Source organism: Halobacillus litoralis (assembly GCF_009856415.1).
In the GTDB taxonomy this organism is placed as follows: domain Bacteria; phylum Bacillota; class Bacilli; order Bacillales; family Halobacillaceae; genus Halobacillus; species Halobacillus litoralis_C.
Map to the genome: position 1 here is coordinate 162,476 of NZ_WMEZ01000001.1, position 24,342 is coordinate 186,817.

Genomic DNA, 24,342 nt, shown 5'->3' on the forward strand with positions numbered 1-24,342 from the left:
TATGAAATGGGGTATGAACCTGCAGCATATGGAGTAACATCTATATGCGCAGCGTAGCCTGCCTTGAGTGGTTCTTGAGGGGATTATAGTCATTGAACATCACGCAGCTTCAGATGGCCACTGAGGTGCTGATGCGGAAACTATATGAAATCAGAACTGCAAAAGAGGCTAAGGAACGGCTAAAGGCTGTCGGGGAAATCCCCTAGACTGTTCCCAGGACATGATTTAGGAATTATAGTGCGGACTAAGTGGCAATCTAGTCCAGCTGCCGGAGACGGGGCTGAGTCGAGTTTAAAGGGGAACCGCCAGAATGGTGACATTCGGTACTCGACTGGGAAAACCTACTAGACCTAAGCCGCAATTTTTACTTGAATCATGACCATTCCTTTCCTTACATAAGACACGTCAATTAAGTGATATAGAGGGTATATATGGATAACAAATTAAAAAAATCTTTAAAATTCAGTTTGAGTATCGCCGTTATCACATTCGTGTTAGCGGCTATTTTTTCAGTTATATCTTCTTCCGTATTAAGTGGAGTCGTATGGATCATCGGCCTCGTCATTGTATTCCTTATCGTCTTTACGGGTGTCATCTTTGATATGCTCGGCATTGCTGCCACAGCTGCCCAAGAGCAGCCTTTCCATGCGATGGCGTCTGAAAAAGTGAACGGAGCGAAAGAAGCGATTGCTATTGTCAGAAACGCGGATCGATTCGCAAGTTTCTGTAATGACGTAATAGGGGATATATCTGGTATAGTTAGTGGTACGGCGTCTGCAGTTGTGGTCATCCAATTGGCCAACAACTTCGGCTATAGTGACGGATCAACGGTTCAAATTGTCATATCTGTGATCCTGACAAGTATTGTGGCTGCACTTACTGTCGGTGGAAAAGCCCTTGGTAAATTTTTTGCCATTAATAAGTCCACAGATATCATTTTCTTCGCTGCAAAGGTCATTTCATGGTTAGAAAAGCGGCTGAAAGTAAGAATAGTAACAAGTGCACCGTCTTCCACTAAAAAATCAAGATAAATACAAGGGGGTCCTTCAATGGATCTGTGTAAAATTAAAGACCCTTCAATTCTGAAGGATATGAATACGAACCAACTTGAACAATTGGCAGATGAAACGAGGCAGTTTCTCATAGAAAACCTGGCTACAACAGGAGGCCACCTGGGGGCGAACCTGGGGGTCGTTGAGCTTACCCTCGCTCTTCATAAAGTATATAAAAGCCCGGAAGACCGTTTTCTTTGGGATGTCGGTCACCAATCATATATCCATAAGATCTTGACAGGTCGCGGTGGTCAATTCGAAACGCTCCGCCAATATAAAGGGCTCTGCGGCTTTCCGAAACGTGACGAAAGTGAGCATGATGTATGGGAGACAGGACACAGCTCCACCTCTTTATCTGCAGCTATGGGAATGGCCATTGCAAGGGACCTGAAAAAAGAAAACCATTCCATTTTACCGATCATCGGTGATGGAGCACTAACAGGTGGAATGGCTTTAGAAGCCTTGAACCACATCGGACATGAGAAGAAGAATGTAACCGTTATCCTCAATGATAACGAGATGTCGATCGCTAAAAATGTGGGGGCTCTTCACGGTGCGTTAGGTAGGATGAGAAGCGCTGGAAAATACCACCGCGTAAAAGACGACCTAGAATGGGTATTAAAGAAAATCCCAGCTGTCGGAGGAAGAATTGCGCAGGCTGCTGAACGTCTGAAGGACAGCATGAAGTACTTTGTGGTACCCGGTATGTTCTTTGAAGAGCTTGGGTTTACGTATTATGGTCCGGTAGATGGGCACGATTTCGATGATTTAATAGAGAATTTGAATTACGCTAAAAAGACGGACGGACCTGTCATCGTCCATGTAATGACACAGAAGGGTAAAGGCTATCACCCGGCAGAGACTGATGTGAAAGACAAATGGCACGGTGTAGGACCTTATAAAATGGAGTCAGGGGAGAAAATTAAGCCTGTGGATGCTCCACCTGCTTGGAGTTCTGTCATCAGTGAAGCTTTACGCAAAGAAGCGAAGAAAGATGATCGTATCGTTGCTGTAACACCAGCGATGATTCTCGGATCTAAATTAGAGAAATTCGGGGAAGAGTTTCCCGATCGTCTTTTTGATGTAGGTATAGCTGAACAGCACGCAACAACAATGTCAGCAGGTCTAGCTACTCAGGGAATGAAACCGTTTTTGGCTATCTATTCCACCTTCTTGCAAAGAGGGTATGACCAAGTCGTCCATGATGTAGCAAGACAAAAGCTGAATGTGATCTTTGGAATCGATCGAGCTGGATTGGTAGGGGCTGATGGCGAGACCCACCAGGGAGTATTTGATATTGCCTTCCTACGATCTGTTCCTAATTTTGTCATTTCTATGCCTAAGGACGAAAATGAGGCGCAACACCTTGTCCATACTGCCACCCACTATGATGATGGTCCTTTTGCGATTCGTTACCCAAGAGGAAATGCCAAAGGTGTTCAGACAGATGAACAGCCTGAGATCATTCCGATTGGAAGTTGGGAAATCTTAAAAGAAGGAACGGATGCCGTCATCCTGACCTTTGGTACGACCATTGATATGGCTCTTGAAGCTAGTGAAAAGTTGAAAAAGGATGGCCGTTCAGTAAAAGTCGTGAATGCGCGGTTTATCAAACCATTGGACGATGCGATGCTTCATGACATCATGAAAGCGGGTATGCCGATTCTTACTATAGAAGAAGGAGTGCTTCAGGGTGGATTCGGTTCAAGCGTTTTAGAGTTTGCAGAGGAACATGAATACTCCTCGCAATGGGTCAAGCGTATGGGTGTACCGGATCGCTTCATCGAACATGGCAGTGTCCAAAAGCTTTGGGAAGAAATCGGCTTAACGACCGATCATGTCGTGCGAAATTTGAAACAAATGATACCGAATAAACAGCAAAGGGCTTAAGGATATGGGAAGAAAAGTAAGACTAGATGTATTATTAGTAGAAAAAGGATACGTGGAAACGCGCGAAAAGGCTAAGAGAACCATTATGGCCGGACTTGTTTTTCATAATCAAGTCCGCCTGGATAAGCCGGGACAAAAAATAGAGGAAGACTCAGAGCTTACTGTGAAAGGCAAAGCTATTCCTTATGTAAGCAGGGGCGGGTTGAAACTAGAAAAAGCCTTAAAGTTTTTTGACCTTACCGTGCAGGATAAAGTGATGATTGATATCGGATCGTCTACCGGTGGTTTCACAGATTGTGGCTTACAAAATGGAGTGAAGCTAAGTTATGCGATTGATGTCGGTTATAACCAGTTGGACTGGGGTCTTCGTAACCATGAACAAGTCATCGTGATGGAAAGAACAAATTTCAGGTACGTGACAAAAGACGATTTGAAGGAAGGACAACCACAGTTTGCTTCGATTGATGTTTCCTTTATTTCGTTACGAATCATTCTTCCAGTATTAGCAACGCTTTTGGATAAAGAAGGCGATGTCGTTGCCTTGATCAAACCTCAATTTGAAGCTGGACGTGAACAGGTGGGGAAAAAAGGAATTGTCAAAGACCCGTCCATACATAGACAGGTGATTGAAAATATTCTTGATTTTGCAACCCAACACGGCTATTCTGTACATGGACTCACTTTTTCGCCGATTACAGGCGGAGACGGGAATATCGAATTCCTTGTCCATTTACGTTTGAATGGGGATACACAAGGTGGAATTTCAGAAGAAATCAATATCGGAGCGGTCGTTGAAGAGGCGCATGAAGCGCACCGTAAAAACGCATAATGAACGTAAAAGGGCTTATGAAAAGCCCTTTTCTTATGGAAGGACTGGAAACGGAGGATGGTCATGAACAAAGGACAACGTCATATCAAAATTAGGGAATTGATTACGAATGACGACATTGAAACTCAAGATGAGTTAGTCGATCGATTAAAGGGTATGGGCTATAATGTAACTCAAGCTACAGTTTCAAGGGACATTAAAGAATTACACTTGGTCAAGGTACCTATGATGGATGGGCGTTATAAATACAGCTTGCCGGCGGATCAGCGGTTTAATCCTTTTGAGAAATTAAAACGTTTAATGATGGATGCGTTTGTCAGCATCGATCAGGCGGGACATTTTATCATTTTAAAAACGCTGCCAGGAAACGCGAATGCGGTAGGAGCGCTCGTCGACAATTTGGAATGGGATGAAATCATGGGCACGATTTGTGGGGATGATACATGTCTGATCATTTGCCGCAGTGCAGAACAAACAGAAACGATAAGTGAGCAGCTGCTCAATATGTTATAACTGAGGTGGAAGTTTCATGCTAACAGAATTGTCTATTCGTGATTTTGCAATCATTGATCGAATTTCAATTACGTTCAAAGAAGGTCTCACCGTACTCACAGGGGAAACAGGTGCGGGTAAATCGATCATTATCGATGCCATACAACTGCTATCTGGTGGACGAGGGTCTGTCGAGTTCGTGCGTCATGGAACAAAAAAAGCCGAGATTGAAGGATTGTTTACTATTGGAAGCGATCATCCCATTCATAAAGTGGGAGAAGAGTTTGGTGTAGATATTGATGAAGATGGTATGGTGGTTCTGCAACGGACCATTACCCATCAAGGAAAGAGCATTTGCCGGGTCAATGGGAAGCTGGTCACCCTTGGGATCATGAAAGAATTCGGTCATTCGTTAATCGATATCCATAGTCAGCATGAAACACAATCACTGATGGATCCAGACCGTCACATTGAACTCTTGGATATTTTTTCAGGGGACGATATGAAACCTTCCTTGGATGAGTACCAACGGGTATATGATAAATACCGTGTCCTGAAGAAACGCTACAAGGAATTAAGTGAAAATGAGCAGGAGATGGCGCAACGTTTGGATTTGCTTGAATTCCAGCTACGAGAACTTCAAGAAGCTGAAATGCAGCCCCTTGAAGATGACGAACTTTCGGAAGAGCGTAAAAAGTTGATGAATTACGAAAAGATTTATCAAGGAATCCATGATGCTTATTACTCCTTATATGGCGAACAAAAAGGGCTGGACTGGCTGAGTCATGCCATGACATCTCTAGAGAGTACGGCAGATGTGGACGGGGAACTGGCGAAACTTTCAGAAGAAATGTCGAACTCCTACTATATTATTGAAGAGTTGACCTTCCAATTGAGTAATCAAATGGCGGCGCTTGAATTTGATCCTGAACGTTTAAATCAAATTGAATCCCGTTTAAACGAATTGAACCGTTTGAAGAAAAAGTATGGGGCAACCGTCGATGATATGCTTCAATATGCTTCGAGAATTGAAGAAGAGATCGATGAGATAAAAAATAAGGATTCTCACTTGAATAAGATGGAGAATGAAATTCATGAGCTGGGTCAGGATGCTGTGCTGGAGGCCAAAGCCCTTCATGACATTAGGACGAGTTCAGCGGGGACTTTATCCCAATATATCCATGAAGAGTTAAGGGATTTATATTTGGAAAAAGCATCTTTTGCTGTCGATATCAACTTGAAAGAAGGTCGTAAATCCGATCCTGAACTCGACGGTAACCCTGTGCAACTGCTCCCGAATGGGATAGACATCGTAAAATTTTTAATAACCACGAATCCAGGAGAACCATTAAAAGAATTACATAAAGTTGCATCAGGAGGAGAAATGTCGAGGATTATGCTCGCTTTGAAGCGTATTTTTTCACGACATCAAGGAGTTACAAGTGTGATTTTCGATGAAGTAGATACAGGTGTAAGCGGTCGAGTGGCCCAAGCGATTGCTGAAAAGATCTACGGGATATCGGAAGGCTCACAAGTCCTGTGTATCTCACACCTCCCACAAGTAGCTGCTATGGCCGATACTCACGTAAGAATTGAAAAAAGAGTGGATAATGATCGAACTCATACAGCAGCAAAAGAATTGACATACGATGAGAAAGCGGACGAAATATCAAGAATGATTACAGGCGCAGAACTTACGGAAACAACGGTTGAACATGCGCGGGAACTGCTACTCATGGCTGATAAACATAAGAAACGTTGATTGAACAAAAGATAAGCGTATGGATCTTAGATCCATACGCTTATCTTTTCTATTATGTAGTCTTCGCAAAATTGTATTTCATATTCCAATCTTTACATATACGTTGGAGAATGTTTCTACACAAGGGAAAGGGTACTATAATTACTGTGATTATGCTCGTTTAAAAATGCTTGTGGAAGACCACATTATAAGTAAGCCATTTAGTTGGTACTGGAGTGATAAGGAGTGTGAACCCGTGAAAGATCAACAGACATTTAAATATATATGTGGTTCCGTTCTCCTGCTGTTTATGCTCATTTTACCTTTGATCGCCCCTGTTCATGATTATCTGTCCATCCCTACCGATGTAAAAATCAGTGCATCCAATGATTCAGAAGTCTCTTCTGAGTTTGAAGATACAGATGCGTTAACTGCTTTTTCATCCACTGATGATCACCAAGTATTTTATGAGTTCGCCGGAGTTCCGCTCAAGAAAACGGATGTTACTCAAATGCGTGACATCCGTTTAATTCCTGGCGGCCAGTCGGTGGGGGTTGAATTGCATACAAAAGGAGTTCTAGTTGTCGGACACCATTTAGTCAAGGGAGAAAAAGAGACGCAAAAATCACCGGGAGAGGAAGCGAATGTCCTCGTTGGTGACATTCTTCTTGAAGGTAACGGTCAAGAACTCAATAGTATGGAAGAGCTGTCCTCCATCGTCAAAGAGTCCGGCGAAGCGGAGACACCTATTGAACTAAAGATCAAGCGAGGGAAAGAAATGATTTCCACCTCTTTAACCCCTGTCTTTAACGCCCAGGAAGAGGAATATCAAATTGGTCTCTATATCCGTGATTCAGCTGCAGGTATTGGAACGATGACGTTTTATGACCCAGAAACGAAGAAATATGGAGCACTTGGCCATGTGATTTCGGATATGGATACAAAGAAACCTATTGAGATCCATGAAGGAACCATTGTTCGTTCCCACGTAACCTCTATTGAAAAAGGAAGTCAGGGAATTCCTGGCGAGAAAAAAGCAAAGTTCTCTTTACGCGATGATCGTTTAGGCACGATCACAAAAAACACACCATTCGGCATTTTTGGAGAATTGGACGGGGATATGAAGAATGAAACGTATCCTAAAGGAGTCCCTGTCGGATTCGCAGAAGAAGTCGAAGAAGGACCTGCACAAATCATGACTGTGTTAGATGGTGAAGAAATGCAGACCTTTGATGTGGAAATCGTCAGTAACATGCCGAAAAAATCCGCGGTTACAAAAGGGATGATTGTCAAAATCACAGACCCTGAACTGCTTGATAAAACAGGTGGTATTGTTCAGGGGATGAGTGGAAGTCCAATCATTCAAAATGGGAAAATTATTGGTGCAGTCACTCATGTGTTCGTCAATGACCCGACAAGCGGGTATGGTGTACACATTGAATGGATGCTACAAGAAGCCGGAATTGAATTATACGAAGATAATATCGATAAACAAAAAGCAAGTTAGAAGAGCCTCCTAAGGGCTCTTCTTTTTTTTATGAAATGGATGATAAATGCATTCGACATATTTCGACAGACGCTATAAATAGATGTCGAATTTGTACGAATTCATGAGTATTTTAAAGCATTTTCAAGATAATCTCAAATATTGAAATTTTTTTGTTATAATAAAAGAGGGTTAAATTCCTGGATGTCGAATATGTGTATTACGGAAAAAAGAAGGACTATTTTGTAAGGAGGAAAAATAAATGGAAAAGATTCAAGTCTGTTTGGCTGATGATAACCGTGAGCTTGTAAAGCTACTTGAGGAATATTTTGATGATGCGTCGGATATTGATGTCGTAGGCACGTCCTATAATGGGAAAGATTGTCTTCAAATGGTCGAGGAGAAGAAACCGGATGTATTGATTCTGGATATCATCATGCCGCACTTAGACGGTCTTGCTGTCTTGAACAAATTGAAAGACATGGACAAGCATCCTGAAGTCATTATGTTGACGGCGTTCGGTCAGGAAGAAGTCACGAAGAAAGCGGTGGAACTTGGAGCAGCTTACTTCATGATGAAGCCATTCGACCTTGACCACCTTGGTGAGCAAGTTCGTCAGATTAAACATGCCGGTGACCCGATCAATCGTGCATTGGGGAACAGTTACACATCAACCAAATCGAGAAAACCTGACCTTGATACAAGTATCACTCACATTATTCATGAAGTGGGTGTGCCTGCACACATTAAAGGTTATCAGTACTTGAGAGAAGCCATAACAATGGTTTACCATGACCTTGAACTTCTAGGATCAATTACAAAAGTCCTTTATCCGGATATTGCAACGAAATATAACACGACGGCATCCCGAGTGGAGCGTGCCATCAGGCATGCGATTGAAGTAGCTTGGAATCGAGGGAATATCGATGCTATCTCTTCTCTATTCGGTTATACAATCTCCAACACGAAAGCAAAACCGACAAACAGCGAGTTCATCGCCATGGTGGCGGACCGCTTGCGTTTAGAGCACAAAGCCAGCTAATGGAAAAAGCACGAAAGATGTAAAAAACATCTTTCGTGCTTTATTTTGGTGTTGTCATCAATTCAGTGATTTCTTTGGCAAGGGAAACATCTTCATATATACCTGCATCAATTTCATCAAGTTGGTTGCATAAAAAATTGAGGAGCTCTTCCTCTAATAAAAATAATCCATCTCTGTTGATCAACCGATAACTGAAAGGAAGGTCCAAATATTGAATAATGACAAAGGTGTGTCCTTGATCCTTGTATGTACATAATATGGATAATTCGCTATTTTCGGGATAATACCTGGATCCACCAAATCCATCCCTTTTTAAAACCATAGAACCACCCTTCCTGTTATCATCCATCATATCTGAAAATACCAAAAGATGTAACAAATTTATAGAATAAATGTAAAAATTCCCATGTTATCGCCAAATTTCGCTAATCATTTGTTTTTTTTCTAAAATTTGTTCAACTATACACCTCTTTTGTGATACAATTCTTAATTATTAATTACTTTCGTTCTCTAATGGGGTGTTGTATAAATGAAAGTCGTAAAATTCGGAGGCAGTTCTCTCGCAGATGCCGGACAAATTGAAAAAGTGAAAAATATTATTGATTTAGATGAGGAAAGGCGCGTAGTTGTCGTCTCAGCTCCAGGAAAACGCCATAGCAATGATGAAAAAGTAACGGATCTCCTTATCGCTTTAGGTACATCTATACAAATGCATCAGATGGATGAGACGGTTTATAAAAAAATCATCGATCGCTTTCAATCGATGACCGAGGAGCTGGATCTTTCTTTCCATGTGGTCGAGCAAGTAAAAGATAAAATTGATGAAGCGATCGAACTGGTGAAAAATGGTTTTGAGCATGCGCTTGACGCCTTGAAGGCTTGTGGAGAGGATGGTTCTGCCCATATTGTGAGTGCATATTTACAAAAGAGTGGGTCTGATGCCTCTTATGTAAATCCAAAAGAAGCAGGAATTCTCGTCCGGGACCAACCTGGTGGCGCGTTGGTTTTAGAAGAAAGTTTTGAAAAATTGTATAGCTTGAGACATCGTAATGAAATCCTTGTTATTCCTGGATTTTTTGGCTATACACCAGAGGGTGAATTGGTGACATTCTCCCGGGGAGGGTCCGATATCACCGGGTCGATTGTTGCAGCAGGATTAAAAGCGGATTTGTATGAAAACTTTACGGATGTCGATTCCGTCTATTGTGTGAATCCTATGTTTGTAGATCGACCAAAAGAGTTAACCTCCTTAACCTATCGTGAGATGCGCGAGCTTTCTTATGCAGGTTTTTCAGTCTTTCATGACGAAGCTCTCATTCCTGCATTTAAAGAAAAGATTCCTGTATGCATAAAAAATACGAATAACCCATCAGCACCTGGGACGATGATTGTGGCTGATCTACCGGAAAGGGAAAGTCATGTCGTCGGGATTGCCAGTGATGATGGATTTTTAAACTTATATGTAAGTAAATACTTAATGAACCGCGAGATCGGTTTCGGTCGTCGGTTGCTTCAAATTTTAGAAGATGAGGAAGTATCCTTTGAACATGCTCCGTCTGGAATCGATGACATGTCGGTCGTCATTCGTGAACATCAACTACCACCTGAAAAAGAGGAGAAGGTCGTAAGTCGGATTAAAGAAGAGTTGGAAGTGGATACGGTCTTGATTGAAAGGGAAATGGCCATGATTATGATCGTAGGGGAAGGAATGAACCAGACGATCGGTATCGCCAGTCGAGCAGCCGTAGCTTTTCGTGAGGCAGAGGTCAATATTGAGATGATTAACCAAGGTTCATCAGAAGTTTCCATGATGTTCGGTGTCAAATCCGCAAGTTTAGGCAAAGCCGTCCAATCGCTGTATCGAACATTCTTCGAATAGGCTTCCTATCTTTAATGGTGAAGGAAGTTATTAAAGTATATGGCAGGATTGTGTAAGACTTAGTTTCGAGACTTATGTTGGGTGGATGGGGGCTGCGGGGAATGAGTCGCTTTCCGCGGGAGCGCGGTGAGCCTCCTCGGACTGTGTCCTGTGGGGTCTCACCATGCACTTTTTTCCCGCAGGAGTCTCCCCATTCCCCTCCGCCCCTTGGCTATATCAGTTTCTCGAAACCACTTCTTGGCAACTCCGGTTATATACTCAAGTGAATCGAGTAATATAACCTATCCCCCCTGTTCATTTTGAGCATGAAAGCTTGATGTAGAGCGCTTTTTGCTTCTAACATTGGGATAGTGGAAGAAGATCCAACTTTTTAAAGGGGGGCGTTTCTCACATACAATGAATGGGGTGGTTGGGAAGCTGCGAGACTCCCGTGGGAAAAAGGAGATCGGCGAGATCCCTTAGTGCGGCAGAACGCCCGAGGAAGCTCGCCACTCCCCCACAGGAAAGCGAGTAGCTTCCCAGCCACCCCTGACCGCCTATATGGCAAACGAACCCCGGTTATCTTGAAACTGAGTCTTCCACAATCGGGAGCTTAGGTGAAATAGACAGAAAAACGAAGCAGTGATTGTCACTGCTTCGTTTTTTTCTGTTGAGCTAAAACTTTATTTAGTTGTTCCAATGTGTGAACATCATAGTCGATCGTTTTAGAAAGCAAATATCGAAATAACTCGGCCGTCATAATGGCATCATTTAATGCGTGGTGTCGTTCCCTTTTATCAATGCCTACATACTTTAGCAAAGGGTCGAGCTGGTGCCTTACATTCGGCAGGAGCCATTGCGCCATAAGCTGGGAATCGATCACGTGGGGTTCATAATCAGGAAGCTTCCATCTTTTCAACATGGCTTTTAAGAACCGCATATCAAATTTTGCAGGGTGGGCAACAAGAACAGATCCTTCGCTGAATTCCATGAAGTTTTGGAAACCTTCAATGAAAGGGCTGGCATTGTTGAGGCGCTCACGGGATAACCCTGTTAAACGCAAGGTTTGTTTGTTGACAGGACGAATCGGTCGGATCACCTGATGGAACTTTTCCATTCGACAAGCATGCAGTCCTTGAAGTCTGATTGCACCTATAGATATGATCTCATGTCCAATCTCCGGTAAAAATCCGGTTGTCTCCAGGTCAAAGATCGTAAAGTCCAAGTCCTTTAAAGGTTTCTGATGAAAACTTTCCTTCTTATTAAAAATGGTCAGCTGCTTTTCTAATTCACTGTATGTGTGCCATTTCAAATAAGGTTTAATCTTGAAATAGTACAGCGGTTTCTCAAAAAGCAGATACTTGATAATTTGTAAGTCAACTGGCAGCATCAGACCACCCGATTTCGGTTATAGCTCAATTCCAGTACCTGCTGCAGGCGTTTGGCGATAATGAGCGCTTCTCTAAGTGATCGACGTTCTTCTTTATTCATAGGTCCTAGTTTTAAATCATTGCTCAACGGTTCTTCGTCATCTAACTGTTGCAGATTGGCTTTCAGCCGAAACAACATGAGACGATGCAAGGCTGTTTTCGCATTTTCCACATCCCGGGGGTGGAAACGTTCCTGTTCAGCTAATGCTTCCAGCCTGTTTACGGTATTAATCTCTTCAATTCCATATTTCATACTGTAGATACGGATGGCATTGACGATTTGCATAATGGCTGACTTTTTCAAGTTAAGCGTCCGTTTTTTTCCGATACCAGAAATTCTTCCGAATGGCTGGACAGGGACTCGGAAACGAAGCGTGTCTTTCATAAGCAATTGATGCAGGTTCAAAGATTTTTGAACGCGTTTGGTTACATATTTCTTTAGATCATAGGCAAGAGAATAATCGCCAGTAATCGGACGGAAGTCCATGAAAATGGTAAAATCACGGATTTCTTCTGCATCCATTTTGTTAATCCACTGGTCGATACTCGCATGCCAATCGCTCATTTGCTGACGCCACTTCGGTTCTTTTGCCATAATGCCGCCTGTACAGTAAGGAAAGCCGCAATCGTTCAACATATCATTGATTTTATTGGTGAAGATTTCGAAGTATGCTTCGATTTTCGCTTTGTGCTTACTGTTCTCGTAGTCGGCAAGAATGATGGCATTATCCTGGTCCGTGGAAAAGGCTTGTTCTTTCCGTCCTTCACTGCCCATGACCAGGAAACAGTAATTGATCGGTGGAGCTCCATGTCCCTCACGGATCATTTCGTCTTCTGCAATTTGCACGACTTGTTTGTGGATACGATCGTTGTAGTTCGTCATCAACTCTGCAATGTCATAAGCAAACATATGATCTTTAATCAAACCCGCCACGAATTTTTGGAAGCGTTCATTATGAATCGGCGACAACGGTTTGATTTCTTCAATAGTAATAGCATTTGAAATTTTGTACGTCAGGTCGAAGTATACGGAATTCTTAATTGTGAAAAATGAAGACTGTCTTAAAATTCCGACGACCTTATCCTTATGAAGAACAGGGATAATTTCTGTAGGGTGGTGCTTCAAATAGCTCAAAGCATCATAGATGAATTCCTGCTCATTAATTTCATAGGCTTCTTCAGACATATAAGCTTTGACTGGGTTTCTGTGATCGTTCTCAAAGTAAGCTTTCAGAATTTCACCATATCCAATCATACCGAGCATGGATTGTTGGTCATCACTTACAATCAAAGCCTCAATCTTTTGCTGTTGGAGCATACGGGCAGCTTTTTCGATCGAGGCTTCAGGATGTATGAACGTAGGCGGTTCCATATAAGCGTCTGCACGTTTTTTGTACAGTTCACGATCATCCTGCTCATCTGTCGTAGAGCTCTTATATTTTACTTCATCGTATAAGCTTTTCATCAGGTGGCTGATCCCATCCATCACGACTTTTGAAAAGTGATTGTTGTTGGACATCACTTTCAAGAAGGATTCACGCTCAAAACAAATGGTTTTGATTGGTTCTAAAGCTTGAACCGAGAATCGCATTTCTCCGCTTGTGAGGAGGATCATCACACCTACCAGGTCTCCGGGGTAATAGAACCTTACCGATAACTGTCGGCCGTTCGACCGATGCATGATGTTTTTAGCAAGTCCGGAGACCATAAAGTGGATATCGATCGTATCATCTTCTTGGTCTTCATGGATGATGAATTCGTTTTTTGAAAATTCTCTGACCATGGCTTTCCCAAATACTTCTTCAAACTCTTCTTCAGAAAGCAAATCGAAAGGGTATTGCTTTCTAAACATTTCAAACTCTGTCACAGAGCAAAACTCCTTCAATGCAGTTGTTGTTTTCACTATGGCCTAATCTTTTTGTTTGAACCGTCCTTTGGTCAAGTTTCGTTTTCTGTCCCTGTGGAGGATGAAGCCACCAATAAAGGCCAAACCTCCAACTACAAATAGAATCCCTACAAGACCTTGGATGGCGATGTGAAAAAAGATGGTGTGAAATTCTCCGAAAAGAGCATCGCGAATCAATTTTATTCCATAAACGGCGGTGACACCTGGCGTGACTAATAAAAGTAAAGCAATTAATCGCATACTCGTAACTCCTTTAATTCAATCCATGAATAAGTATATCAAATGGCAGGGCCGGTGGGAACTATAGACACACTTGCTAAAATGTGCAGATTAGGGTACGATAAAGTTACGCAAAAAGTTGCAGGGTGTGGTGAAATGAAACGTGTGTTGATTGTCGGAGCGGGGAAAGGTGGAACCGCCCTGTTGAAATTGTTGAAGAAGATGGATCGAATGTTAGTGGTTGCGGTAACAGACATCGACCCAAAGGCGCCGGGGATAGCGCTCGCTGAGAGTTTCGGGATTTCTACTGATCGTCAGTGGCAAGATTGGATACATAAAGAAATTGATATCGTGATCGAAGCTACAGGGGAAGAACACGTGTTCAATGAAATCCGTGAAACGAGAAAGCGCTCGACGGTCGTCATTCCAGGATCGGTCGCTTATGTGACTGCAGAATTATTGGAAGAAAAGGAATCGCTCGTGCAAAAATTGAAGCAGCAGACGGAAAATCAGCATCTGATTTTAAACAGCATTCACGATGGAATGATTGTTATAGATGAAAAGGGTGAAATTTCATTCATCAATCGCAGTGCGGAGCGCATTGTAAGTATGGGGCGTTCGACGATGATTGGCGAACCCATAAATGAAATCATTCCAGATTCAAGGCTGCCTCAAGTTCTAGCCTCCCGCGAAGAAGAAGTGAATCAAAAGCTTACTTTAGGCAATGGGAAGAAAGTAGTGACCACTCGGATTCCTATGATTGGCCAAGATCAAAAAGTCATCGGGGCCTTTGCTGTTTTTAAAGACATTACGGAAGTCGTCAACCTTGCTGAGGAAATTACAGACCTTAAAGAAGTGAAAACGATGCTCGAAGCAATCATTCAATCTTCGGATGAGGCGATTTCTGTTGTCGATGAAAATGGAAGCGGTTTAATGATTAACCCTGCATATACGAGGATTACCGGACTTTCTGAAGAAGAAATCGTTGGGAAGCCGGCAACGGTCGATATTTCTGAAGGCGAAAGTATGCACATGAAAGTCCTCCGTACAAGAAGGCCTGTCCGTGGGGTGCGCATGAAGGTGGGACCTTCCAAAAAAGACGTGCTCGTCAATGTCGCTCCTGTCATCGTCGATGGAAAGTTGAAGGGGAGTGTCGGAGTCCTTCATGACGTTTCGGAAATCCAAGCGTTGACGAGTGAACTTAAAAGAGCGAGACAAATCATTCGCAGCTTGGAAGCGAAGTACACGTTCGATGATATCATCGGGGATTCCCAGGAAATGACCTTAGCTCTTGAACAAGCAAAAGTCGGGGCGCGCACACCTGCATCCGTCTTGTTAAGAGGGGAGTCGGGCACAGGAAAAGAACTTTTCGCTCACGCGATTCATAACGAGAGCAAGCGGCGCCATAATAAGTTTATCCGTGTCAATTGTGCGGCTATAGCTGAATCTTTACTGGAAAGTGAATTGTTCGGTTACGAAGATGGTGCTTTTTCTGGAGCGAAACGAGGCGGTAAAAAGGGCTTGTTCGAAGAAGCGAATCACGGGAGTATTTTTCTCGATGAAATCGGGGAATTGACATTGCCGATGCAGGCGAAATTGCTGAGGGTTCTTCAAGAGAACGAAATCATCCGTGTCGGAGGTACGAAGCCTGTCCATGTGGATGTCCGTGTAATTGCTGCCACCAATGTCAATTTGGAAAAAGCGATTATGAATAAGAACTTCCGTGAAGATCTTTATTATCGCCTGAACCGGCTGCCGATTTACATTCCTCCCCTTCGTGAAAGAATTGAAGATGTCCAGCTTTTGACCGACCACTTGATTCAGAAGTTGAATGAGGATTATGGAAGGCATGTCACCTCGGTGGATGAGGAAGCTTTTCGTATGTTGAAAGAATATGATTGGCCGGGAAATGTGAGAGAGTTAGAAAACATTATCGGCCGAGCGATGATTTATATGGAGAATATGGAAGATACGATAAAGGTGGAGCACCTTCCTCGGCTGAAAAAGGCAACAACGGAATCTGGAAGGCCTACGGAAAATGCGCCGTGGCTGGGAGAAACTTTGCAGCAGGCCGTAGATGAATATGAAAAGAGCTTACTTGCCGATGCTTACCGGTCTCATGATTTCAATAAAACGAAAACAGCTAAAGCTTTAGGGATTTCGATTCGGAACTTGTATTATAAATTAGAAAAATATCAATTAGACAAAAATAGCATGCAAAATTTTTCGTAGTGCAGCATTTTGCAGGTGGTGAAACCTCCAAGTGCACCTGATTTGATGTTTCTTGGAGTTGGCATGAATATTGCATGTATAGAAGAGGGGAAGAGGTGACGCATGAAAAAGTTAGATGAATTAGTCGATCAAATAGACCGTCGTTCACCGAAAACGGTCGCTGTGGCTCAAGCTGCAGATGAAGAAGTATTGAAGGCAGTAAGAATGGCCCGGGCATCCCAACTAGCTGAGTTCTTTCTTGTAGGAGATCAAACAGAGATTGAAAGGAAATCAGAAGCTGTTGATTTGGATTTATCACAGGAAGGCATTGAAGTGATTCATGCAAGTGAAAAGGATAGTGCACGAGTGGCTGTAAAAGCCGTCCACTCTGGCGAAGCTCATGTCGTCATGAAAGGCCATATTGATACAAAATCTTTGTTGAAAGCGGTCCTGGATAAAGAATACGGACTCAGGAAAGGTTCGGTATTGTCTCACGTCGCTTTGTTTGAAATTCCAGGCAGGGATAAATTGATTTACCTCACAGACGCTGCGATGAATATCGCGCCAAGTCTGGAGGAAAAAGTTCAAATTATCAATAATGCCGTAGAAGTAGCTACTCGGGCAGGCTGGGAAAACCCGAAGGTCGCTCCACTAGCTGCCGTAGAAGTGGTGAACCCTTCGATGACAGCCACTCAAGATGCTGCGATGCTTACTCAAATGAACAGACGCGGGCAACTGAAGGGCTGTATCGTTGATGGTCCCCTTGCTTTTGACAATGCGGTCGATCCAAAAGCAGCAGAACAAAAAGGAATCGTATCCGAAGTAGCGGGACAGGCCGATATCCTCGTCGTGCCATCCATTGAAGTGGCCAATGCCTTATATAAGTCATTCATATATTTCGCCAAAGGAAAAGTGGCGGGCGTCATCAGTGGGGCTAAAGCTCCAATTGTATTGACGTCTCGAGCGGATGATGCTCAAAGTAAAATTTATTCACTGGCTTTAGCTTTACAAGCCAGTCAACAATAGGAGGAACCAAAATGAAAATTTTCAGTTATATGCAAGAGTACGATTACGAGCAATTGTTATTTTGTCAAGATGAACAATCAGGACTAAAAGCTATCATTGCCATCCATGATACAACACTTGGGCCTGCCCTTGGAGGCACACGTATGTGGACATACGCTTCTGAAGACGATGCAGTGGAAGATGCCCTTCGCTTGGCAAAAGGGATGACCTACAAAAATGCTGCAGCCGGACTCAATCTCGGTGGAGGGAAAACGGTCATCATCGGAGACCCTAAAACAGAAAAAAATGAAGAGATGTTCCGCGCCTTTGGTCGCTATATTCAAGGACTGAATGGTCGCTACATTACTGCAGAAGATGTAGGAACAACCGTTCAGGACATGGATCTAATCCATGAGGAAACGGATTATGTGACAGGGATCTCTCCTGCATTCGGCTCTTCAGGAAATCCTTCACCAGTGACTGCTTACGGAGTATACCGTGGTATGAAAGCGGCAGCGAAAGAAGGGTTTGGCACGGATTCCTTGGAAGGGAAAACGGTAGCCGTCCAGGGTGTCGGGAATGTCGCCTTCACTCTTTGCCGCCATCTCCACGAAGAAGGAGCGAATCTTGTTGTTACAGATATCAACAAAGAAGCGGTTCAGCGTGCAGTAGAAGAGTTTGGAGCGAAAGCGGTTGATCCGGACGATATTTACAGTGTGGATTGTGACATTTACGCCCCTTGTGCTCTTGGAGCAACAATCAATGATGAAACCATTCCACAACTGAAAGCGAAAGTCGTAGCAGGTGCGGCGAATAATCAATTAAAAGAAACAAAACACGGCGATATTCTTCATGAAAAAGGCATCGTCTATACGCCGGATTATGTCATTAACGCAGGTGGGGTCATCAACGTAGCGGATGAGCTTCACGGATATAATAAAGATCGTGCGATGAAGCGGGTAGAAACAATTTATGACAACGTAACCCGCGTATTTGAAATTTCACGTCGCGATAACATTCCAACATATGCAGCCGCAGACCGTATGGCAGAAGAACGGATTGAACGTATGCGCAGGTCCCGCAGTCAGTTCCTTCAAAATGGTCAACACATCTTAAGCAGAAGACAGAACGGTTAACGGGGGTTTAGGCATTGCAAACACATCGTATTCTGGTCATCAACCCAGGTTCCACATCTACGAAGATCGGAGTCTTTGATGATCAGGAAGTCGTTTTTGAAAAAACCATCCGTCACACAACGGATGAGATCAGTTCATACAAGCGCGTCATTGATCAATATGAATTCCGTAAACGGGTCATTCTAGAAGAGCTCGACCGCGAAGGCATTAACATTAGCAAACTGAGTGCCGTCTGCGGAAGAGGGGGATTGCTGCGTCCGATCGAAGGTGGGACGTATGAGGTCAATGACGCGATGCTTGAAGACTTGAAAAATGGATACAATGGAGAACATGCGTCAAATCTTGGCGGGATCATTGCCAATGAAATTGCTCAAGGGTTGAACATTGGAGCTTATATCGTCGACCCGGTCGTGGTGGATGAACTCCATGAATTAGCCCGTGTTTCTGGGGTGCCTGAAATACCGAGAAAAAGCATTTTCCATGCTTTGAATCAGAAAGCTGTCGCGAGAAGAGCAGCAGCCGACCTCCGCTTGTCCTATAAGGATGCGCGCCTGATCGTCACTCATATGGGTGGGGGAATCACGGTAGGAGCCCACGTTGGAGGTCGAGTGATTGATGTTAACAATGGTTTACATGGAGACGGACCGTTTTCACCAGAGCGTGCGGGGACCGTTCCTGCTGGTGACCTTGTTTCCTTATGCTTCTCCGGCCAATATTATCGCGACGAAGTGATGAAGAAATTGGTCGGGCAAGGGGGCCTTATGGCTTACTTGGATACAAACGATGCCCGTGAAGTTGAAGAGATGGTTGCCAATGGTGACCGAAAAGCGAAAGTTGTCTTTGACGCCATGGCTTACCAAATTGCCAAAGAAATAGGAAGTATGAGTGCCGTTATGGAAGGGAAAGTAGATGCGATTGCGCTCACGGGTGGACTTGCATACGGGAAAGCCTTTGTTGAAGAAATTTCAAAACGCGTGCATTGGATTGCAGATGTCCTCGTTTATCCTGGAGAAAATGAGCTGGAAGCGTTGAATGAGGGGACCCTGCGTGTCCTTAATAAAGAAGAAGTTCCAAAACAATATCCTAACTTTCAAGAATAGGAAGGAGAATCCAAGGTGGCACAAGAATACGATTTGGTCATTCTCGGAGGTGGCACAGGCGGTTACGTCGCCGCCATCCGAGCTTCAAAATTAGGCTTGAAAACAGCGATTGTAGAAAAAAGAGAACTTGGTGGAACATGCTTACACAGAGGGTGCATCCCTTCGAAAGCATTGCTTCGAAGTGCTGAAGTATTCAAACAGACAAAAGAAGCGGATCAGTATGGGATTACTACAGAAAATACAACCTTGAATTTCACGAAAGTCCAAGAACGGAAACAATCGATTGTAGACACACTACATAAAGGTGTTCAAGGATTGATGAAAAAAGGGAAAATCGATGTCTATGAAGGTTTTGGCCGTATTTTGGGCCCATCTATTTTTTCACCGACAGCAGGAACGATCTCTGTGGAGATGAACAATGGGGAAGAAAACGAAATGTTGATTCCTAAAAATGTGTTAGTGGCGACAGGTTCGCGTCCTAAGTCATTGCCTGGACTTGAAATCGATGGTGAAGTTGTCATGAGTTCTGATGAAGCTCTTCATATGGAAAAACTACCTGAATCCATCATCATCGTCGGTGGAGGGGTCATCGGAATCGAGTGGGCCTCTATGCTTGCAGATTTCGGTGTTAAAGTGACAGTTCTTGAGTATTTGCCAAACATTCTTCCTACCGAAGACGAAGATATTTCCAGGGAAATGTTGAAGCAGATGAAAAAGAAAGGCGTCGACATTGTTACGAGCGCCAAGGTTCTTCCTGATACGATTGAAAAAGACGCTGGTGTAAAAGTTAACGCAGAAGTGGACGGCGAGACGGTTACTTATGAAGCGGAACGCATGTTGGTTTCTGTCGGGAGATCAGCGAACGTTGATAATATCGGTCTTGAAAACACAGATATTCAAGTCGAAAACGGGATGATTCAAACCAATAATGTCTACCAGACGAAAGAAAGCCACATTTACGCGATTGGTGATGTCATCGGAGGCATGCAGCTGGCCCACGTAGCCTCTCATGAAGGAATGATCGCTGTCGAACATATGGCTAATCAGAATCCACATCCGATGAATCAGGAACAAGTGCCATCCTGTATCTACTCGAACCCTGAAGTTTCAAGTGTCGGTTTGACGGTAAAGGCGGCAAAAGAGAAAGGGTTCGATGTGAAAGTAGGCAAGTTCCCATTCCAAGCGATCGGGAAAGCGCTCGTACACGGAGAAACCGATGGCTTTGTCAAAATCGTAGCCGACAAAGAAACGGATGACCTATTAGGCGTGCATATGATAGGGCCGCATGTAACAGACATGATTTCAGAAGCAGCCTTGGCTCAAGTTCTTGATGCGACTCCTTGGGAAATCGCTGAAACGATTCACCCACACCCAACGCTCTCTGAAGCGATCGGGGAAGCGGCTATGGCCGTCGACGGCAACCAAATCCACGGATAAATAAGAAGGAGGGATCCTCATGGCTGAAAATCGCCATAAAGCTCTAGGCTTAAGTGATGATCAAGTATTGGACATGTTTCGTACGATGTTGTTAGCAAGAAGAATTGATGAACGGATGTGGTTATTGAACCGCGCAGGTAAAATCCCATTCGTCATTTCCTGTCAAGGTCAGGAAGCTGCCCAAGTAGGGGCATCCTACGCTCTTGATCGTGAAAAAGATTATGCTCTGCCTTACTACCGTGACATGGGTGTTGTTCTGGCATTCGGTATGACCGCTCAAGATTTGATGCTCTCTGGTTTTGCAAAAGCAGAAGATCCGAACTCTGGTGGCCGTCAAATGCCAGGCCACTTTGGTCAAAAGAAAAACCGAATCGTTACCGGTTCATCACCCGTTACTACACAAGTTCCCCATGCAGTAGGTATTGCTTTGGCAGGGAAGATGGAGAAGAAAGACTTCGTTTCTCTCGTAACATTCGGTGAAGGTTCTTCCAACCAAGGTGATTTCCACGAAGGTGCGAACTTTGCAGGTGTACACAAGCTTCCCGTTATATTTATGGTTGAAAACAATAAGTATGCCATTTCTGTTCCGGTATCGAAGCAGTTGGCCTGTGAAAAAGTTTCTGACCGCGCTATCGGTTATGGTATGCCAGGTTTCACAGTAGACGGCAATGATCCTCTAGCCGTTTATGAAGCGGTGAAAGCAGCAGCGGATCGCGGCCGTAATGGAGAAGGACCGACACTAATCGAGACTGTTTCCTATCGTCTTACTCCGCACTCCAGTGATGATGATGATCGTACCTATCGGGAGCGCGAAGAAGTGGATGAAGCGAAGAAAAAGGATTCGATCGTCACCTTTGCCCAATACTTGCGTGACACAGGTGTCCTAACGGATGAGAAGGAAAAAGAAATGAATGACGAAATCAGTGAAATCGTCAATGAAGCGACTGACTATGCCGAGAATGCGGCATATGCGGAAGCGGAATCAGCCATGAAATATGTGTACGAAGAGTAAGGAGGGGGAGCAATAATGGCAGTTATATCTTATATTCAAGCCGTCACTCAAGCTTTGAAAGAAGAAATGAAGCGGGATGAAAAAGTGTTCGTCCTTGGTGAAGATGTTGGAAAACGTGGAGGCGTATTCCGCGCGACAGATGGTCTGTATGATGAATTTGGTGAAGACAGAGTTCTTGACACGCCACTAGCTGAATCCGCCATCGCTGGAGTTGGGATCGGTGCAGCTATGTACGGCATGCGTCCGGTAGCCGAGATGCAGTTCGCTGACTTTATCATGCCGGCGGTCAACCAGATTATTTCTGAAGCCGCTAAAATCCGATACCGTTCCAATAACGATTGGAGTGCTCCGATTACAATCCGTGCTCCTTACGGCGGCGGTGTCCATGGTGCTCTTTACCATTCCCAATCCGTTGAGGCGGTTTTTGCGAATCAGCCAGGATTGAAAATTGTGATGCCATCGACTCCGTATGATGTTAAAGGTTTGTTAAAAGCATCGATCCGTGACAATGATCCAGTCCTTTTCTTTGAACATAAACGTGCCTACCGTCTGATCAAAGGGGAAGTGCCTGATGAGGATTATACGCTTCCAATCGGGAAAGCAGATGTAAAGCGCGAAGGTTCGGACATTACGGTTATTACCTACGGGCTATGTGTCCACTTTGCTTTGCAGGCAGCAGAGAAGTTGGCTGAAGAAGGTATTGATGCACATATTCTTGATTTGCGTACTGTATATCCGCTTGATAAAGAAGGAATCATCGAAGCAGCATCCAAAACGGGTAAAGTCCTGCTTGTAACGGAGGACAATAAAGAAGGTGGGATCATCTCAGAGGTATCTGCCATCATCAGTGAGAACTGCCTGTTCGACCTGGATGCTCCTGTGCAGCGACTGGCAGGGCCGGATGTACCATCGATGCCTTATGCACCAACGATGGAAAAGCATTTCATGATGAATCCCGATAAAGTAGAAAAAGCGATGAGAGATCTCGCGGAATTTTAATTGAAGGAGGAGATTTCCTGTGGGTTTAGAAAAAATCAATATGCCTCAGCTTGGTGAAAGTGTCACAGAGGGAACGATCAGCACGTGGCTTGTCCAACCTGGTGATCAGGTGAATAAATACGATCCTATTGCAGAAGTCATGACAGATAAAGTGAACGCAGAAGTCCCATCTTCTTTTTCCGGCGTGATCAAAGAGCTCGTCGCATCTGAAGGGGATACGATTGAAGTCGGTGAACTCATGTGCCATATCGAAGTAGAAGGCGCAGCAGGGTCTGCCGAAGAACCAGCGGAGGAAGAAAATAAACAGGCTCCTGCTCAGGAAACGCCGGTCGCTGAAGAAAAGCCTTCAGCTTCCAAGAAACCCGAGAAAAAACAGGACAAAGGCAATAAAAAGCGGTATTCTCCAGCGGTCATGACGCTTGCACAGGAACATGATATTGACTTGAATCAAGTCGATGGTTCCGGTCGCGGTGGACGAATTACGCGTAAAGATATTGAGAAAATCATTGCGAGCGGAGATATTCCTAAAGCAGGAGAAGAAAAAGCAGAAGCGCCTGCCGAGCAACCTGCACAAGCAGAGCAGAAAGCTGCTCCAGCTTCGGCTTCTGCACCACAGACACCGAATGTACAAGCCAGTGAAGGGGATATCGAGATCCCTGTAACAGGTGTCCGTAAAGCCATTGCTGCAAACATGGTGAAGTCTAAGACGGAAATTCCACATGCATGGATGATGGTTGAGGTAGATGTTACGAATCTGGTTGAACTCCGCAATGCCAAGAAAAATCAGTTCAAGCAACAGGAAGGCTTCAGCCTGACCTATTTCGCTTTCTTTGTAAAAGCTGTCGCTCAAGCATTGAAAGAGTATCCACAGTTGAACAGTATGTGGGCAGGAGATAAGATCATTCAGCGTAAAGCTATCAACTTGAACATCGCTGTGGCTAAAGATGACCAATTATTCGTCCCTGTCATTAGAGATGCTGATGAAAAGAGCATCAAAGGTATCGCTAAAGACATTACCGACCTTGCCAACAAAGCCCGTCAAGGCAAGTTGACATCGAAAGATATGGAAGGCGGTACCTTCACTGTCAATAACACAGGATCTTTCGGTTCTGTACAATCCATGGGTGTGATCAACCACCCTCAGGCCGCTATTTTGCAAGTAGAATCCATTGTGAAAAAGCCGGTTTATCAGAATGGCATGTTCGGTGCGCGTGACATGGTCAACCTATGTCTATCCCTAGATCACCGTGTTCTTGACGGCCTCGTCGCCGGCAACTTCCTTGCCCGCGTGAAAGAGATTCTAGAGAAAATGTCAGAAGACAACACATCTGTGTACTAATGCAATGAAGCTGTCCCCCAACATGGAGGACAGCTTTTTATCATCCTATTCATCAAGGCTTTTTCTCTCATAGGTGATTCGTTTCGAAACTTTTATAGAAGGTATAATGTGTGTGGGACCTACTTTTAGATGACTTTTGCGATTTCGAGAACCCTGTA

General features: G+C 44.0%; 20 protein-coding genes. 16 read left to right on the forward strand and 4 right to left on the reverse strand.

Going from position 1 to position 24,342, the window contains the following annotated elements:
• The first annotated feature begins 431 nt into the window (after positions 1 to 431).
• The 7 genes from GLV98_RS00880 to spo0A all read left to right on the forward strand — a co-directional run bounded on the left by GLV98_RS00880 (position 432) and on the right by spo0A (position 8,532).
• A complete protein-coding gene (locus GLV98_RS00880) occupies positions 432 to 1,031 on the forward strand; it encodes a hypothetical protein (protein ID WP_160911154.1) in 600 nt (199 codons plus the stop codon).
• An 18-nt stretch (positions 1,032 to 1,049) separates the two neighbouring features.
• Positions 1,050 to 2,942, forward strand: coding sequence for a 1-deoxy-D-xylulose-5-phosphate synthase (dxs, locus tag GLV98_RS00885; RefSeq protein WP_160911156.1), 1,893 nt, complete (start codon positions 1,050 to 1,052; stop codon positions 2,940 to 2,942).
• A 4-nt stretch (positions 2,943 to 2,946) separates the two neighbouring features.
• Positions 2,947 to 3,771, forward strand: a complete 825-nt coding sequence (locus tag GLV98_RS00890) for a TlyA family RNA methyltransferase (RefSeq protein WP_160911158.1) — start codon at positions 2,947 to 2,949, stop codon at positions 3,769 to 3,771.
• A 63-nt stretch (positions 3,772 to 3,834) separates the two neighbouring features.
• Positions 3,835 to 4,284: a transcriptional regulator AhrC/ArgR gene (gene ahrC / locus GLV98_RS00895; RefSeq protein ID WP_160911160.1), complete on the forward strand. Its 450-nt coding sequence runs from the start codon at positions 3,835 to 3,837 to the stop codon at positions 4,282 to 4,284.
• Positions 4,285 to 4,300: 16 nt separating this feature from the next.
• On the forward strand, positions 4,301 to 6,025 hold the full coding sequence (gene recN, locus GLV98_RS00900) for a DNA repair protein RecN (RefSeq protein WP_160911163.1): 1,725 nt from the start codon (positions 4,301 to 4,303) through the stop codon (positions 6,023 to 6,025).
• A 235-nt stretch (positions 6,026 to 6,260) separates the two neighbouring features.
• Positions 6,261 to 7,511 (forward strand): SpoIVB peptidase, encoded by a 1,251-nt coding sequence (gene spoIVB, locus GLV98_RS00905; protein ID WP_337193692.1) that lies wholly within the window; start codon positions 6,261 to 6,263, stop codon positions 7,509 to 7,511.
• 241 nt (positions 7,512 to 7,752) lie between these two features.
• Positions 7,753 to 8,532 (forward strand): sporulation transcription factor Spo0A, encoded by a 780-nt coding sequence (spo0A, locus tag GLV98_RS00910; RefSeq protein WP_160911165.1) that lies wholly within the window; start codon positions 7,753 to 7,755, stop codon positions 8,530 to 8,532.
• Positions 8,533 to 8,572: 40 nt separating this feature from the next.
• Here spo0A and GLV98_RS00915 read toward each other — a convergent pair whose 3' ends face one another.
• Complete coding sequence (locus GLV98_RS00915; protein ID WP_160911167.1) at positions 8,573 to 8,854, reverse strand: hypothetical protein; 282 nt, start codon at positions 8,852 to 8,854, stop codon at positions 8,573 to 8,575.
• 207 nt (positions 8,855 to 9,061) lie between these two features.
• On the opposite strand from GLV98_RS00915, the gene GLV98_RS00920 reads away from it, so the two are divergent.
• Positions 9,062 to 10,411: an aspartate kinase gene (locus GLV98_RS00920; protein WP_160911169.1), complete on the forward strand. Its 1,350-nt coding sequence runs from the start codon at positions 9,062 to 9,064 to the stop codon at positions 10,409 to 10,411.
• A 628-nt stretch (positions 10,412 to 11,039) separates the two neighbouring features.
• Here GLV98_RS00920 and GLV98_RS00925 read toward each other — a convergent pair.
• The 3 genes from GLV98_RS00925 to GLV98_RS00935 are packed head-to-tail and all read right to left on the reverse strand — an operon-like array spanning position 11,040 to position 13,966.
• On the reverse strand, positions 11,040 to 11,780 hold the full coding sequence (locus tag GLV98_RS00925; protein WP_160911172.1) for a 3'-5' exonuclease: 741 nt from the start codon (positions 11,778 to 11,780) through the stop codon (positions 11,040 to 11,042).
• Positions 11,780 to 13,687, reverse strand: a complete 1,908-nt coding sequence (locus tag GLV98_RS00930; RefSeq protein ID WP_160911174.1) for a DUF294 nucleotidyltransferase-like domain-containing protein — start codon at positions 13,685 to 13,687, stop codon at positions 11,780 to 11,782. Before GLV98_RS00930 ends, GLV98_RS00925 begins: the two co-directional genes overlap by 1 nt.
• A gap of 42 nt (positions 13,688 to 13,729) precedes the next feature.
• A complete protein-coding gene (locus GLV98_RS00935; RefSeq protein WP_160911176.1) occupies positions 13,730 to 13,966 on the reverse strand; it encodes a DUF2627 domain-containing protein in 237 nt (78 codons plus the stop codon).
• 135 nt (positions 13,967 to 14,101) lie between these two features.
• Here GLV98_RS00935 and GLV98_RS00940 point away from each other — a divergent pair, with 135 nt between their 5' ends.
• The 8 genes from GLV98_RS00940 to GLV98_RS00975 all read left to right on the forward strand — a co-directional run bounded on the left by GLV98_RS00940 (position 14,102) and on the right by GLV98_RS00975 (position 24,184).
• The gene (locus GLV98_RS00940) at positions 14,102 to 16,177 is read left to right on the forward strand and encodes a sigma-54 interaction domain-containing protein (RefSeq protein WP_160911178.1); all 2,076 of its coding nucleotides are present in this window, start codon (positions 14,102 to 14,104) and stop codon (positions 16,175 to 16,177) included.
• Positions 16,178 to 16,279: 102 nt separating this feature from the next.
• Complete coding sequence (gene yqiS / locus GLV98_RS00945) at positions 16,280 to 17,182, forward strand: phosphate butyryltransferase (RefSeq protein ID WP_160911179.1); 903 nt, start codon at positions 16,280 to 16,282, stop codon at positions 17,180 to 17,182.
• Between the two features lie 11 nt (positions 17,183 to 17,193).
• Positions 17,194 to 18,297, forward strand: a complete 1,104-nt coding sequence (gene bcd, locus GLV98_RS00950; protein ID WP_160911180.1) for a branched-chain amino acid dehydrogenase — start codon at positions 17,194 to 17,196, stop codon at positions 18,295 to 18,297.
• 14 nt (positions 18,298 to 18,311) lie between these two features.
• Positions 18,312 to 19,397 (forward strand): butyrate kinase, encoded by a 1,086-nt coding sequence (gene buk / locus GLV98_RS00955; protein WP_160911181.1) that lies wholly within the window; start codon positions 18,312 to 18,314, stop codon positions 19,395 to 19,397.
• A gap of 15 nt (positions 19,398 to 19,412) precedes the next feature.
• Positions 19,413 to 20,834 carry a dihydrolipoyl dehydrogenase gene (gene lpdA, locus GLV98_RS00960; RefSeq protein ID WP_160911182.1) on the forward strand — a complete coding sequence of 474 codons (1,422 nt, stop codon included), beginning with the start codon at positions 19,413 to 19,415 and terminating at the stop codon, positions 20,832 to 20,834.
• A 19-nt stretch (positions 20,835 to 20,853) separates the two neighbouring features.
• Positions 20,854 to 21,846: a thiamine pyrophosphate-dependent dehydrogenase E1 component subunit alpha gene (locus GLV98_RS00965; RefSeq protein WP_160911183.1), complete on the forward strand. Its 993-nt coding sequence runs from the start codon at positions 20,854 to 20,856 to the stop codon at positions 21,844 to 21,846.
• A 15-nt stretch (positions 21,847 to 21,861) separates the two neighbouring features.
• Positions 21,862 to 22,845 (forward strand): alpha-ketoacid dehydrogenase subunit beta, encoded by a 984-nt coding sequence (locus GLV98_RS00970; RefSeq protein ID WP_160911184.1) that lies wholly within the window; start codon positions 21,862 to 21,864, stop codon positions 22,843 to 22,845.
• A 19-nt stretch (positions 22,846 to 22,864) separates the two neighbouring features.
• Complete coding sequence (locus tag GLV98_RS00975) at positions 22,865 to 24,184, forward strand: 2-oxo acid dehydrogenase subunit E2 (RefSeq protein ID WP_160911185.1); 1,320 nt, start codon at positions 22,865 to 22,867, stop codon at positions 24,182 to 24,184.
• Positions 24,185 to 24,342: the final 158 nt, after the last annotated feature.